The 15,147-nt window shown below is 33.7% G+C and carries 13 protein-coding genes; 11 read left to right on the top strand and 2 right to left on the bottom strand.

Annotated elements, in window-relative coordinates; translation table 11 throughout:
- The first annotated feature begins 136 nt into the window (after positions 1-136).
- The 7 genes from JHL15_RS07820 (at position 137) to JHL15_RS07790 (ending at position 8,615) form a co-directional block, all read left to right on the top strand.
- Positions 137-886 (top strand): nucleotidyltransferase domain-containing protein, encoded by a 750-nt coding sequence (locus JHL15_RS07820; RefSeq protein ID WP_200244780.1) that lies wholly within the window; start codon positions 137-139, stop codon positions 884-886.
- Between the two features lie 66 nt (positions 887-952).
- A complete protein-coding gene (locus JHL15_RS07815; protein ID WP_200244779.1) occupies positions 953-2,023 on the top strand; it encodes a nucleotidyltransferase domain-containing protein in 1,071 nt (356 codons plus the stop codon).
- A 105-nt stretch (positions 2,024-2,128) separates the two neighbouring features.
- The gene (locus JHL15_RS07810; RefSeq protein ID WP_200244777.1) at positions 2,129-3,328 is read left to right on the top strand and encodes a hypothetical protein; all 1,200 of its coding nucleotides are present in this window, start codon (positions 2,129-2,131) and stop codon (positions 3,326-3,328) included.
- A 210-nt stretch (positions 3,329-3,538) separates the two neighbouring features.
- On the top strand, positions 3,539-4,054 hold the full coding sequence (locus tag JHL15_RS07805) for a DUF2975 domain-containing protein (protein WP_200244775.1): 516 nt from the start codon (positions 3,539-3,541) through the stop codon (positions 4,052-4,054).
- Between the two features lies 1 nt (position 4,055).
- Complete coding sequence (locus JHL15_RS07800) at positions 4,056-4,259, top strand: helix-turn-helix domain-containing protein (RefSeq protein WP_040995723.1); 204 nt, start codon at positions 4,056-4,058, stop codon at positions 4,257-4,259.
- Positions 4,260-4,572: 313 nt separating this feature from the next.
- Positions 4,573-5,445 carry an ABC transporter ATP-binding protein gene (locus tag JHL15_RS07795; RefSeq protein WP_200244773.1) on the top strand — a complete coding sequence of 291 codons (873 nt, stop codon included), beginning with the start codon at positions 4,573-4,575 and terminating at the stop codon, positions 5,443-5,445.
- A gap of 2 nt (positions 5,446-5,447) precedes the next feature.
- A complete protein-coding gene (locus JHL15_RS07790) occupies positions 5,448-8,615 on the top strand; it encodes an ABC transporter permease/M1 family aminopeptidase (protein ID WP_200244772.1) in 3,168 nt (1,055 codons plus the stop codon).
- Positions 8,616-8,664: 49 nt separating this feature from the next.
- Here JHL15_RS07790 and JHL15_RS07785 read toward each other — a convergent pair whose 3' ends face one another.
- Complete coding sequence (locus tag JHL15_RS07785) at positions 8,665-10,878, bottom strand: polyribonucleotide nucleotidyltransferase (RefSeq protein ID WP_200244771.1); 2,214 nt, start codon at positions 10,876-10,878, stop codon at positions 8,665-8,667.
- A gap of 491 nt (positions 10,879-11,369) precedes the next feature.
- Here JHL15_RS07785 and JHL15_RS07780 point away from each other — a divergent pair, with 491 nt between their 5' ends.
- Positions 11,370-12,794: a sugar MFS transporter gene (locus JHL15_RS07780; RefSeq protein ID WP_234047713.1), complete on the top strand. Its 1,425-nt coding sequence runs from the start codon at positions 11,370-11,372 to the stop codon at positions 12,792-12,794.
- A 216-nt stretch (positions 12,795-13,010) separates the two neighbouring features.
- On the opposite strand, the gene rpsO is transcribed toward JHL15_RS07780, so the two are convergent.
- The gene (gene rpsO / locus JHL15_RS07775; protein WP_089029486.1) at positions 13,011-13,280 is read right to left on the bottom strand and encodes a 30S ribosomal protein S15; all 270 of its coding nucleotides are present in this window, start codon (positions 13,278-13,280) and stop codon (positions 13,011-13,013) included.
- A gap of 173 nt (positions 13,281-13,453) precedes the next feature.
- Between rpsO and JHL15_RS07770 the strand changes: the two genes are divergently transcribed.
- The 3 genes from JHL15_RS07770 (at position 13,454) to JHL15_RS07760 (ending at position 15,035) form a co-directional block, all read left to right on the top strand.
- A complete protein-coding gene (locus tag JHL15_RS07770; protein WP_200244769.1) occupies positions 13,454-14,011 on the top strand; it encodes a pyruvate decarboxylase in 558 nt (185 codons plus the stop codon).
- Between the two features lie 510 nt (positions 14,012-14,521).
- Positions 14,522-14,665 carry a bacteriocin-like protein gene (locus JHL15_RS07765; RefSeq protein ID WP_200244767.1) on the top strand — a complete coding sequence of 48 codons (144 nt, stop codon included), beginning with the start codon at positions 14,522-14,524 and terminating at the stop codon, positions 14,663-14,665.
- A gap of 202 nt (positions 14,666-14,867) precedes the next feature.
- On the top strand, positions 14,868-15,035 hold the full coding sequence (locus JHL15_RS07760; RefSeq protein ID WP_200244766.1) for a hypothetical protein: 168 nt from the start codon (positions 14,868-14,870) through the stop codon (positions 15,033-15,035).
- The last annotated feature ends 112 nt before the right edge of the window (positions 15,036-15,147 follow it).

Genomic DNA, 15,147 nt, shown 5'->3' with positions numbered 1-15,147 from the left:
TTAATTATTATAAGTGATTTACCTATTTCTGAAGACCCCAATTTTTATAATCAAACAATTTTTTCATCTATAAAAAAGATACGCAAAAAGACTGCGTAATTGACATGTTATTTTGTATCATCAAAAAATAACAGCAATGGAAAAGAGAATATTAGAAAAACTAAAAGAAGTTGAGAAAAAGAACAGCATAGAAATACTTCTTGCTGTAGAGTCCGGAAGCAGAGCCTGGGGTTTTGCATCTCCTGACAGTGATTATGATATACGCTTTATATACAGACACGAAAAAGACTGGTATCTTTCTCCCTGGGATAAAGATGAAACGATAGAATTTATGACAGAAGATGATCTGGATGGTTCCGGTTGGGATCTACGAAAGACTTTTCATCTTTTACTTAAATCCAACGCCGCTTTATTAAGCTGGTTCTACTCTCCTATCGTTTATATGGAAAATAAGAGTTTTACAGAATTATTTAAACCTATAGCAGATTCCTGTTTTTCTCCGATAGCAGTTTCCTATCATTATTTAAGCATGAGTAAGAAATATCTGGAGGCCTGCAGACATGATGAAGTGAAACTAAAAAGTTATTTCTATTGTCTTAGGACAGCACTTACAGGAAAATGGATATTGGAAAAAGGGACGGTTCCGCCCGTATTGTTTAGTGATCTATTGGTTTTAGTAGATCATTTTACAAGAACGAAAATAGAGAACCTTGTTGCTTTAAAGGCTACCAAAGGAGAATCTTATTATCACACTAATGATTGGGAACTATTTGGATTCTTAGAAAATGTAGTTAATGAAACTGAGGAAAAAGCAAAAACTTTAGTGGGAGGAAAAGCAGATAAAGCAGAAATGGAGAGCGTCTTTAGGGAAATACTAGCAAAATAGAAAAAAGCTGCAGGTATTTCAATATATTAAAGCGCTGAAAAAACACATTAATAATAACAAATCATCATGACAATCAAGGATCTTACAACCCAAAACCTCATCCTTTTCGAAGCCATTTCCGGAAGCCGTGCTTTCGGATTGGCAACGGAAAATTCAGATACTGATATCCGGGGGATATACTACATACCAAAAGAAGATTTTTTCGGACTCAATTATATTCCGCAGATTTCCAATGAAACGGATGATATTACCTATTATGAAATTGGAAGGCTGATAGAGTTGCTGCAAAAGAATAACCCCAATATTCTGGAGATTTTGGCAAGTCCTGAAGATTGTATACAAAAGAAACATTCTTTAATAGATCTTTTAAAACCTGAAGATTTTCTTTCCAAATTATGTAAAGATACTTTTGCAGGATATGCCATTTCGCAGATTAAAAAAGCGAAGGGTCTCAATAAGAAAATCCTGAATCCAGTAGAAAAGGAAAGGAAATCTATACTTGATTTCTGTTTTATTCTTGAGAATAGCAGTTCACTACCTCTAAAAGAATGGCTTTCGAGAGCTCATAAAACTCAGGAAAAATGTGGACTATCTGCCATTGATCATACGAAAGGTATGTTTGCTTTATTCTACGATGAAAATTATTCATTAGGTTATAAAGGAATTATTCAAAATGAAGAAGCTAACCAGGTTTCAGTATCTTCAATTCCAAAAGAGGAAAAGTCTGTAGCATATTTATTTTGTAATCTGGATGCTTATTCTACCTATTGCAAGGATTATAAAGAATATTGGAAATGGGTTTCTGAGCGAAATGAAGATCGTTACAATGTGAATCAAAATCATGGACAAAATTATGATAGCAAAAACATGATGCATACCATTCGTCTATTACAGTCTTGTGAGCATATCTTTAAAACAGGTTCAATGCAGATCCGTGTTGAAAATCGAGATGAATTACTGGATATCAAAGCCGGGAACTGGTCTTATGATCATGTTATGAAAAAGGCTGAAGATCTTATCAAGTCTATAGAGCATTATTATTCAATCTCTACTCTACCAGCAGAACCGGATTTGAAAAGGACTACGAAAATCCTGGTTGAAATAAGGGAACAGTTATACCATAAATTAACCATTTGAGGTTAATTTAGAGACTGCTTCGTTGTGTGTTCCTTGCAATGATATTTCCCTTTACATTTTTACAATTTTTGCGCTGCGTAGAAATTTAAATTTGTAAGAAAAATAATGAAGGTTATCTATTTTATAACGATTTTCTTGTTAGCCTGTACTGTTCAGGCTCAAGATTCTTTAGTTACTAAAATTGCTTCACAACACTATCAAATCATCAATTTCGAGAATAATCATTTCTCGGGTGAAGGAATTCGTAACCTGACTGAGACCATTGCACAACATAAATATGTTTTAATTGGTGAGGACCATCTTAACAATGAAGTTCTAGATTTCACAAGCTATCTTACTAATCATATCAACTTTGATAATTACATTACAGAAACTGACCAGTTTACTATTGACATCCTTAAAAAGGATTGTGAGAAAAATAGAGAATACCAATCTATTGTTTCTAACTCGAATGGTAAATTTTCATTTTTTTCATTTGATAAAGATCATGACCTCTTAGATTATTTTTTCCAGAACAATAAGACCGTTATAGGTCTTGATCAGGTTTATTATAATTCTGATGCGGTTATTTTCCAGGAATTAATTAAAAGAACATCCAATCCATTAGCAAAAGCAAAATATGAGGCTTTATTAAAGGAATCCACGGCCCGATGGGATCGTTATAAAAAAGAAGTGAATCAGTCTCCGCTTGAAGATGGCTCCAATCGTCCTTATCTATTTTCTAATGATCTGGGTAAGAATCTTATGCAGCTTCAAAAATTAGAATTATCTGACTATGAATACCGTGCCATCAATAAACTGAAAATAAGCAACGAAATATATGTTCTCGAAAATAATGAAAAAGAAGCCGAATCCAATTTTTTGAGAACCTCCTCAATGAAGGAGAATTTTCTGGAAAACCTTGATAAAATTAAAGGAAAAAGAAACTTATTTAAGTTTGGAGCTAACCATGCAGCCCGAGATAAAAGCTTATTACAAAATAGTTCTGATATTGGAAATCTCGCATCTTCTTTAGCCGGATCGGAAAAGGAAAAATCTTTGCATATCGCTATTATACAAAAATCAGGAAAGACCGGTTCTTTTTTCTCCGATAGCAATGATGCTGAATATGTTCTTTTCTTAAGACCGTTTTATAGATTGGTGAATAAAGAAAATCAATGGCTTTTATTTGATCTCACCAAGATCAATGAAGAGATCAAAAAACAAAAAACTTCAGTAAAATCGTCCACGCTTAAAAATTTATTGAGTGGTTACGATTATTTGATTATTATACCCAAAGTAACTGCTCAAAAAATAGTTGTTTAGCGACATATTCTGTTTTTATTTACTTTGGGTTATTTCAGATAACAATTGTTCATGATAGTAAATAGGAAAAAGCAATACTTTACGCCTATTAACAAAGCCTTCGAGTTGTCGGAGGCTTTTTATTTATTAATTTTTTAAAATAAAATTTAAATTAATTATTGTTTTACGATAATTAATTATACATTTGCATTATTAATTAATCATCATGTTATGAACCAGACTAAAATTATTTCAAGAATTCTTTATTATCTCTGTCTTGTTTTATCGGCGGGCTACCTGCTAACGGCAATTTATTCTGTCTTCTGCCTGATGACTGGCATTGCCATCACTCCTTATAAAGAAAATAAATTTCTTCACATTAATTTTCCTTTTACAAACCAGCCTTTTCTGAATATTGAAAATAATTATCCGTATATTTTCTTTTCATTTATGACTGTTTTAGTGACCTACGGTATCTTTTTCTGGTTTTCGGCGAGTGTTTTCAAGGTATTTTTTCAAGCAAAATTATTCAATGAGAAAAATATTCTTCAACTTAAAAGATTTTACATATATAATATCTTCTTTCCTCTTCCTATTGTCATTATAGCAAGTTTTTTTGTAGAGGTGGAAAGTATGATATGGGGATTGGTTTTTATCCATTTCATGTTAGGAATTTTCTGTCTGTTTCTTGCTAATATCTTTAAGCAAGGACTACATTTGCAAAACGAACAAGACTTATTTATATAATATGCCAATTATAGTCAACTTAGATGTGATGCTTGCCAAACGAAAAATGCAGAGTAAAGAATTGGCAGAAAAATTAGGAATCACTCCCGTCAATTTATCCATCCTAAAAACAGGGAAAGCCAAAGGTGTCCGTTTTGATACCCTGGAGGCAATTTGCAAAATCCTGGAATGCCAACCTGGGGATATTCTGGAGTATAGGGAGTAGGGATGCGGGGTTCGAGTTGGGAGGTTCGGGGTGAGAGGTATGAGATTAGGGTTTAGGGTTTAGGGTTTAGGGTTTAGGGTTTAGCAAAAATAATTCATAATTCATAATTCATAATTCATAATTCATAATTCATAATTCATAACTTATAACTTATAATTCATAACTCAAACCCATCTTTTCACTTTCAACTTTCAACTTTCCATTTTTCAATTCCCCATTCTCATGAATACATAAATACATCAACACATTAATTTTCAACATTTACAAAGCAATGGAAACATTGCCGGTTATTCTATTACCCAAACTCAAGATTATGAATACACTATCTATTAACAATCTTAGCCTTACCTATAAAAATGGTTTTCAGGCTATTAAAGACCTATCATTGGAAATCGGAAACGGGATGTTCGGCTTACTGGGGCCTAACGGAGCTGGGAAATCTTCTTTAATGAAAACAATTGTTGGATTACAGAAACCCAGTTCAGGAAACATCATTTTTAATGGTGTTGATATTTCCAAGGATCCCAATTTTATCAAACAAAACCTTGGATTCCTGCCACAGGACTTCGGAGTTTACCCAAAAGTCTCAGCTTATGATCTATTGAATCATATTGCTGTTTTAAAAGGAATAAAAGAGCATTCTGAACGTAAAAATCAGATCCTGAATTTATTGGAAAAGGTGAATTTACTTGATTTCAGGAATAAGGAAGTTCATACTTTTTCTGGTGGTATGAAGCAACGTTTTGGAGTTGCTCAGGCTTTATTGGGAAATCCAAAGATCATTATAGTAGATGAGCCGACAGCTGGTCTGGATCCTGAAGAGCGTAACCGTTTCAATTCTTTATTGAATGATATCAGTAAAGATGTTATTGTCATCCTTTCTACCCATCTTGTGGAAGATGTTAGAAATTTATGCTCAGAAATGGCTATTATGCACAAAGGTCAGCTTCTCCGAAAAGGAAAACCGAATGAACTTATTGCTGAGTTACAAAACAGAATCTGGTCCAAACCTATTCGTAAAGATGAATGGGAATCCTGTCAATCAAACTATCAGATCATCAGCCAACAACTGATCGAAAGAGAATTGTACATTACTACATTTTCTGAAAAGCAGCCAGAAGACTTCACTCCTGTTTCCCCTCTTCTGGAACATGTTTACTTTCATACTCTCTCTCAAAAACCATAATCATGAATACTATATTTTTATTTGAAGCCAAACGCAGCAGTAAGCATTGGCCAAGTTATCTTATTGGCTTAATCCTGCTATTTCTTGGAATTTTTTGTGGAAACCAGTTCAACCTTAGTGTTGGTGAAGGCATTTTCCTTAACTCACCTTATACGATTGGTTTTATGATCGGAATACTGAGCTTATCTATCATATTTTTTGCCATTATTTATGCTGGAAAACAGCTTTTTAAAGATTGGGATTCGAAATTTGACAGCATTCTTTTTTCATTTCCATTCTCCAAATGGAGTTATTTAAAAGGCAAATTTACCATCTATTTACTACAAACCTTTATTAGTTTTATACTATTAATAGGCGGTTTTGCCGTAGGTCAGAATATGAGAACCGGAAGTGAAATTCAACCTTATTACAATCTTTGGTATTATATATATTCGCTTTTTATTTTTGGCTTTCTCAATTGTCTTGTAGTATGTAGTTTTCTATTCTTTATTTCTTTCAGCACAAAGAGAAAATTATTGGTAGTAATCGGTGGTTTATTGTTGTACGTCCTCTACATGATTGTTTTATTATTCTCCAATTCCCCTTTTATGGCCGGCAGTTTACCTCAATCTACAGATACCCAACAACTATCCGCTTTGTTGGATCCTTTTGGAATATCAGCTTATTTCCTGGAGGCCAAAGACTATTCCATTCATCAAAAAAATAAACTCCTGGTACCTTTTTCAGGATACCTACTGATGAACAGGCTTATTTTCATACTGATTTCCGGATTATTCTTGTTCCTTTCCTATCGTTTATTTTCATTCACTACCATTTCAAATAAAAGAATTAAAAAGGGAAACGAATCGTTTACTACTAATTCACACACCCAATCAGATTATCATATTACACCATCAAGTTTTACCCATCTAACTTCTTTCAAATCTATTCTCTCTTTTGCCAAAATTGATCTTATTTACTTATTTAAGAGCATTACAATTATAGCCGTTTCCATCCTTTTATTATTTGCGGTAGGTATGGAAATGTATGCCGAAATTGAAAAGGGGATCCGTTTACCACAGAAGTATGCAAGTTCAGGATTGATGGCCACCACCATCTCTGAGAATTTTCACCTGATCGGATTACTTGTGATGTGTTACTTCGTGAATGATCTTTATTGGAGAAGCCATTTGTCAGGATTTTCCCTGATTGAAAAAAGCACCTTCTTTTCCGGGAATAAACTAACAGGACATCTTTTTTCATCAGCTATTCTATTATTATATTTTACCGGAATTCTTATTCTTGAAGGAATTATTTTTCAATTAGGGTATGGTTATTTTCATATCGATTGGAATGCCTATTGGGGAACAATTCTTTTCAATACTTTTCCATTGATCCTGTTTTCGGCTTTTCTTTTATTGGTCAATAACTTTATTAAAAATAGATTTATCGCATTGGGTGTTTCTGTTTTATCCGTTTTTATCCTAGCTGGTCCTGCTTCAAAGAAAATTATTCCGTATCCTATGTTGAGAATATTTTCGGATTTCAAAGGAGTTTACAGTGATTTCAATGGGTATGGGATTTATATCATGCCATTTCTGGAAAGACTTTTATTGGGTGTAGGTTTAATTGCTTTTTTATGGATGATCAATACATTAATTAACACTAAAAAGTGGGAGATCAAAAAGTCATTTTTCACACTTACCTTATTAGCCTTGGGAGTTTTTACCGGGTCTCTTTTTATGAAAGGATATATACCTCAAAATGAAGACCTGGCTATTGCAAAAGCGGCCGAATATGAAAAAAAATTCAGGGTTTACGAAAATATTCCCCAACCTAGTATAACTGATGTTGTAACCGAAATTACATTATATCCTTCAACAAGTTCTTATATAATCGAGGGGAAATATACGCTTATTAATGACACTGATAAACCTATTGATAAGGTTCTATTAAATTTTGATCCTAACCTAAAAATACAATCTGCTGTTTTTACGGTTTCTTCAGAATCAAAAAAAATCAACAATGATACAAATGAGATCCGCTTAAAACAACCTCTACAACCTCATACAACAGCTACTTTAGCTTTCACATTATCCTATCAATGGTATGCCGTAAATGGTCATGAATCTTTCAATGCCATTATTAAAAATGGTTCTTTTATGAGAATCAGTCGATACTATCCTACTATTGGATATCAAAAAAATAGAGAGATTGAGGATGAGGAAAAAAGAAAAGAGTTCAACCTGGGAAAAGCATCAGAACTTAAAAAACTGGAAGCACCAGAAGTATTCCAGAAAGATTTTATTAATCTTGATATGACTGTTTCGACCGAAAAGGGGCAAACAGCAATTGGAACAGGAGATCTTGTGAGTAATTGGGATACAGATAACAGATCTTATTTTAAATATAAAGTGAGTCAGATTCCGTTTCGCTTTGCTGTTTCCTCTGCAGAATATGCTCATAAAAGCATTCATTACAAAGGCATTTCTATCAATGTATTTTACCATCAAAAACATAATGAAAATGTAGACCATCTTATTCAAAATGCTAAAAATACTTTAGATTATTGTATTCACAATTTTGGAAAATATCCGTTTCAATCTATCAATTTTGCTGAAATTTCTTCGTTCACAAAAGGCTTTGCTGCTACCGCATATCCTTCAGCGATATTTATGCCTGAGGATATGATTTTTCATGCCAATATTTACGCAGATAAAAAGCAGGATGTGATCAATGAACTCGCCGGTCATGAACTGTCCCATCTCTGGTGGGGAAACAGCCAAATCAATCCCGATGATAGACAGGGCTCAGTGATGCTTACCGAAACGTTGGCAATGTATACAGAAATGATGTTGTATAAGAAAATGCACGGAAAAGAAAAAATGATGGACCGAATAACAATGCATCAACAGATTTATGATAATGAGAAAGGGTTATCGGAAAATGAACCCATTTATAGAGTAACAAATGACAATACACATATCTCCTATTCCAAAGGAGCTGTTGCAATGGTAAAACTAAGTGATATACTTGGAGAAGAAAAAGTAAACACAGCTTTGAAAAATTTCCTTCTGAATAATCAGTATCCTAAAAAACCAACAAGTCTTGACTTACTTTTAGAATTCTATAAAGTATGTCCAAATGATGCTGCTAAAAAGGAAGTGGATCGGTTATTCAAAACCATATAACAAAAAATCCCTCAAAAAGAGGGATTTTTTTATCATTAAGGTTCAAATCTTAAGCTTCAGTTGAAGGATTTTGATTTTCCTGTGGAGCCTGAGCTGCAGGTCTTTCACCTTCTGGTCTTTCTTGTCTTGGCTTTTGCTCCGGTCTTGGAGGTCTTGGCAACAAAACTTTACGGGATAACTTCATTTTCTTACGATCATCATAACCCATAAACTTCACTTCTACTTCATCACCTTCTGCGTAAGGAACTTTATCTAAACGAGACCATTCAATCTCAGAAATGTGAAGAAGACCCTCAGTACCTTTCGCAATAGCAACAAAAGCTCCGAAGTCCATTACTTTCACTACTTTTCCTTTGTATACTTCACCTACTACAGGTACAAAAGTAATCTCGTTGATCTTAGCAACAGCAGCATTGATTTTCTCTCTGTCTGTTCCTGCAATCTCGATACGTCCGATTTCTCCTACTTCTTCAATAGCGATAACGGTATCTGTATCTTTCTGTAACTGCTGAATGATTTTTCCACCAGGTCCGATTACTGCACCAATAAAGTCTTTAGCAATCTCCATAACCACCATTTTAGGTGCATGAGGTTTCACATCTGCTCTTGGTGTAGCAATTGTTTCAGTGATTTTATTAAGGATGTGTAATCTTCCGTCTTTAGCTTGCATTAAAGCCTGCTCCATGATATCCATAGAAAGTCCCTGGATTTTAATATCCATTTGACAAGCTGTAATACCATCTGCAGTTCCTGTTACTTTAAAGTCCATATCTCCTAAGTGATCTTCATCTCCTAAGATATCGGAAAGTACTGTGAATTTTCCAGATTTAGTATCAGTGATAAGACCCATTGCAATACCAGAAACCGGTTTTGTAATCTGTACCCCAGCATCCATTAATGCTAATGTTCCGGCACAAACAGTTGCCATAGAAGAAGAACCGTTAGATTCTAAAATATCAGAAACAATTCTGATCGTGTATGGATTTTCTTCAGGAATAACAGCCTGTAGAGCTCTTTGAGCTAAGTTTCCGTGTCCAACCTCTCTTCTTGAAGTTCCTCTTAAAGGTCTTGCTTCACCTGTTGAGAATGGAGGGAAATTATAATGTAAAAAGAATTTTTCATCATAGTTTGCCATAACACTGTCTACCATGTTAGCATCTTTTACAGATCCTAAAGTAACAGCTGTTAATGATTGAGTTTCCCCTCTGGTGAAAACTGCTGAGCCGTGTGCTCCCGGAAGATAATCAATTTCTGACCAGATCGGACGGATCGTCTTAGGATCACGACCATCTAGACGGATATTGTCTTCTAAGATCATCTGACGCATCGCTTCTTTTTCTACGTCATGATAATATACTTTTACGAAAGGAGTTACTCTTTCCAGTTCTTCTGCATTATCAACATATTGAGCTAAAAACTCATCAAGAACTGCCTTGAACTTCTCTCCTCTTTCTTCTTTTCCTGAAGGTTGCTTAGCAACTTCATATACTTTATCGTAAGTTTCTTTCCACACTTTCTCACGGATAGCTTCATCGTGATTTTCGTGGCTATATTCTCTTTTCGGGAAAGCTTTACCTACTTTTTCAGCTAATCTTTCCTGAGCTTCGATTTGTTTTTTAATTTCAGCATGTCCGAAGATAATTGCTTCCAACATTTCCTGCTCAGAGATCTCTTTCATCTCTCCTTCTACCATTACGATTGAATCTTTAGTCGCTCCAACCATGATATCAAGTTCAGAGTTCTTAAGATCTTCATAACTTGGGTTTATAGCAAGTTTTCCATCGAATCTTACTACTCTCACCTCAGACATTGGTCCGTTGAAAGGAATATCTGTAATAGCGATTGCAGCTGAAGCAGCTAAACCAGCTAAATCATCAGGAATAGATTGTCCATCATATGAAATAAGGGAAATCATCACCTGAACTTCAGCATGAAAATCTTCAGGGAAAAGCGGACGAAGAACTCTGTCCACCAAACGCATTGTTAAAATCTCCTGATCTGAAGGTCTTGCTTCTCTACGGAAAAAATTTCCAGGAATCTTTCCTCCTGCATAGAATTTTTCTCTGTAATCTACTGTTAATGGTAAGAAATCTACACCAGGATTAGCTTCTTTATTGGCTACAACAGTTGCTAAAAGCATTGTTCCACCCATTTTTACTACTACAGAACCATCAGCCTGTTTTGCTAATTTACCTGTTTCAATTGTGATTTCTCTGCCGTCTGCAAGAGTAATCGTTTCTGTAAACGCTTGAGGTATACTCATAAATAATTTTTGTTTAAACACTCCGTATTGAGTGTGATTGATATAAATTCGTCTAAATTTTGTTTGCAAAGATAAACTATTTTCTTGGTAACTACCATTTTAAAAAAGAAAAGACATTTAGCTATTAAACAACTATCCATCAATCACTTATTTCTTCTTTTTTAAAACATGTTCAATTTTGGATTACATATGTAAAATATAAAAGAAATAAGAAATGTAATATGAAGTATATAATTTAGGATATCTCCACTTTTTTGACTTTTATTTTAACAGACAATATCTTTTTTGTTGTTTTTTTGTCTCAATTAGAGATAATAATTGTATTTAAAGGTAAAATTAACATAAAAAGCTTGCAGAAAAAAAAGTTGTTCCCCTATATTTGCCCTGCTTTTTAAAATCTATTTTGTACAGAACACAATAGTTCAAAAGCTCTCAAATTTTACAACCTGTTGAAAGAGGGATATTGATCTCTTTCCTTTAAATAAATGTATATGATTAATAAAGAAGTAAAGACACAAAACAGAAATTATACAGTTCCTTTGATTACCATTACTTTACTGTTTTTTATGTGGGGATTTATTACCTGTATGAATGATATTTTAATTCCTTATCTGAAACAGCTTTTTAATCTTACTTTCTTTGAATCTATGTTGGTTCAGTTCTGTTTTTTCGGAGCGTACTTTATTGGTTCATTAATTTATTTCTTTATCTCAATTTCTAAAGGGGATCCTATTAATAAAGTAGGATATAAAAAGGGAATTATATTTGGTATTTTTCTGGCAGCCTTTGGATGCATTTTGTTCTACCCTGCTGCTACTTTCTCATACTATCCTTTATTTTTGGGAGCTTTATTTATCCTGGGACTGGGTTTTACCGTATTGCAAATTACAGCCAATGCCTATGTTTCTTTATTAGGAAGTGAAGAATCTGCTTCAAGCCGTTTAAATATGACCCAGGCATTTAATGCTTTCGGAACCACAATCGCTCCGGTATTAGGAGGTCATTTGATCTTTGAATTCTTCTCATCTCCTGATGGATCATTCAGTGCTGTAGCAACAAGGATTCCTTATTTGATCTTTGCCGCTATCCTTTTATTAGTCGCTTTATTGATCTCCAGAGTAAAGCTTCCATCATTTCAGACTGAAGAAGAGGAAATTGTAAAAGGTTGGGGAGCATTGGAATTCAGCCATCTGAAATTCGGAGTTTTTGCGATGTTCTGTTATGTAGGTGGTGAGGTAGCTGTTGGTAGTTTTATCATCAGTTTTCTGGAGCAACCACAAGTGATGGGTTTCAACGAGATCATCAGTAAGAACTACCTTGCTTTATATTGGGGAGGTGCTATGATCGGACGCTTTTTAGGGGCTATTTCATTAAATCAATCCATCAGCCAAGGAAAGAAAGCTATTTATATGCTGGGTGCTGCAAGTGTTGTCTTCCTTGTTATCTTCAGTATCGTCAACCTTACTTTCTCTCAGGTTAGCTTTTTCCTTGTTTTCATTGTCCTCAATTTTATCGCATTCTTTGTTGGTAAAGCTGCTCCTGCAAGAACCCTGTCTATTTTCGCTGCTGTGAATGTTGCCTTATTAATTTCAGCAATGGTAAACCACGGTGAACTAGCTATGTATAGTATTTTGGGAATCGGAATCTTCAATTCAATCATGTTCTCAAATATTTACACACTGGCCATTTCAGGATTAGGAAAATATACAAGTCAAGGATCGTCTTTAGTGGTAATGGCGATTTTAGGAGGTGCTATTGTTCCAATTTTTCAGGGATATCTTGCGGATCAGTTTGGTGTGCAACATTCTTTTATTATTCCTGTATTCTGCTACCTTATTATTCTGATCTTCGGAGCTTATTGTACCAAATATCTCGGCCATGTAGAAAGTAGTACTGAAACAAAGTCGGGACATTAATTACCTGGATTGTCCCAGATATTCAAAATATTAAAAAATGAGATGCTGTATGTATCTCATTTTTTTGATCTATTATCATGGCAATTAGGAATTTACAGAAATGATTATGTAGCCTTACTTGCTAATTGATTTGGTGAGTTTACAAGTAACTTAGTAAAGTCCATAAAAAAAGCAACCTCTTTCGAAGTTGCTTTTTATTTTGAAAATCTTTGTAGACTATTTTCTTAAACCTAGTTCAGCAATAATTGCTCTATATCTTTCGATATCTTTATTTTTAAGGTAATCTAGTAAACTTTTTCTTTTACCTACTAATTTCACCAAAGATCTTTCCGTTGCAAAATCGTGACGGTTAGCCTTTAAATGTTGAGATAAGTGATTGATTCTGAAAGTGAAAAGAGCTACTTGTCCTTCAGCACTTCCTGTGTCTTGTGCAGATTTTCCGTGTTTTGAGAAAATTTCCTGCTTTTTTTCTGTTGTTAAGTACATTCCAATATTGTTTAATGATTATTATGTAACGGGTGCAAAAGTACGACTATTTTTTAAGTTAGCAAAACATTATTGATTTCATGTATCAAAATTGATAGAAAAAAATGTTAAAAATTTCTTAATAAATTTTATGCAATCCCATTAAAAGACAGTAATTTTGCAAACGAATACAAATGAGAAAAATTTTACTTTTTACTACGTTTTCTACTTTTTTATTGATCGGTATCACTTCAATAAAAGCACAAAAAGGTGCTTCAGAAGATAAAATAAAAAAGATCCTCTACTTCAATCCTGAGGTAGAGCCTGATATTGAAGAAATAAAGGAGCCTACCAATCATGCATTTTTTAGTGCTGTTTCAGATAATTTAAGTGGTTATTCGAAAAATAAAATGCTTCGTACTGAAGTTCAAATTCCTTTTGACAGTGTAGATACACAAACTATTGCAGATTATTGCGTTAATAACGATGCAGATTTTGCTATTGTTCCCAAAGTAAAGTATTTCAAAGTAGGTATAGGAAAATATGTTTTCTCTAATCAGGTGATTGTAAGCATGAAACTCTTTGATGCTTCAGGAAATTTTATTACCGAATCAGATTATGATACTTATCGTAAAAATATGCGTCTTTTAGGTTCTGCAGAAAATTCTATTAAAATTGGAACTAACGGAGCTATTAAAGCTATTCTTAAAAAATTAAGAAAAATAAAGCATTCTGCTGAGACTGGTTTTTAATCCTGATAAATCGCTCACTTAAAGGCAAATACACATATTTTCATTTTCCAAACAATTACAAAAAATCAAGATATGCATATTATTTTGTAAAAAAAATGAAAATTACTTGTGAATAATTCAAATAATTTTGTTAATTTAGTTAAAACTTAAAAAAACTAACAACCAATAAAAAGAATCAAAAGTCTCATCAAATGAGCAAAACAAACCAAATTGAATTCATTTTTCAGATATCCTGAACATTTAGAGTTTCATAACGGATTTGTTTTCAGCGAGTAAACCTACTCCAACCCACCCTTAAAGTATAATCCAATACAAATAAATCTCTTCATTTTTTAAATTCATTATTACACCTGCATATTTTATGCAGGTGTTTTGTTTGCAGCTGTTCTTTGACATCTGCCTACCACCCTTTAAAACACTGATAATGAGTAATTAATTCTACAAACATGTGATTTATATTAATATTTTTCATTATTTTAGTTACACATTAAAACCTAAATACTTTACCCTATGAAAAATTTAAAAAAGCTCAACAGACAGGAACAAAAATCAATTAGTGGTGGTGGAATTATCAGATGTACAGAAAATTCACAATGTTTTGGCGGATTTTGCTGCAACAGATTCTGCATGATAGATGCATGCATCGAAGTTTAACCCTATCCTTTATTAACTGTACAACCTAAAACCAGATATTATGAAAAATTTAAAAAGACTTAACAGACAAGAACAAAAAGCAATTAATGGCGGGGCCCTTAAAAGATGCACCAGCCACTCACAATGCTTTGGAGCATGGTGTTGTAATGGAATCTGTGTACCTCAGGCTTGTATTGAAGATTAACCCCTACAATTGAAATACATGAAAAATCTAAATTTAAAGAAACTGAGCAGGTCGATGCAAAAAGAAATCAATGGTAGCGGACCTATCAGAAAATGCAAAGATTCAACCCAGTGCTGGGCTGGAGAATGCTGTAGCGGAGGAATGTGCATCGCTTCTCCTTTTCCGGTTTGCGAACCTATTGAATAATAAACAGAAACTTTAAAACTACTCAAACATCCGCTTCTGCGGATGTTTTTTGTTATTGATCTATCCCAATAAACACATATCAATTAACAATCTTTGCAAGAATAAAACTTTA

The sequence above is a fragment of the Chryseobacterium paridis genome, from assembly GCF_016595215.1.
GTDB lineage: Bacteria > Bacteroidota > Bacteroidia > Flavobacteriales > Weeksellaceae > Chryseobacterium > Chryseobacterium paridis.
Note: the sequence above shows the minus strand (reverse complement) of the source record. Positions and strands in the feature narration are given on the sequence as shown.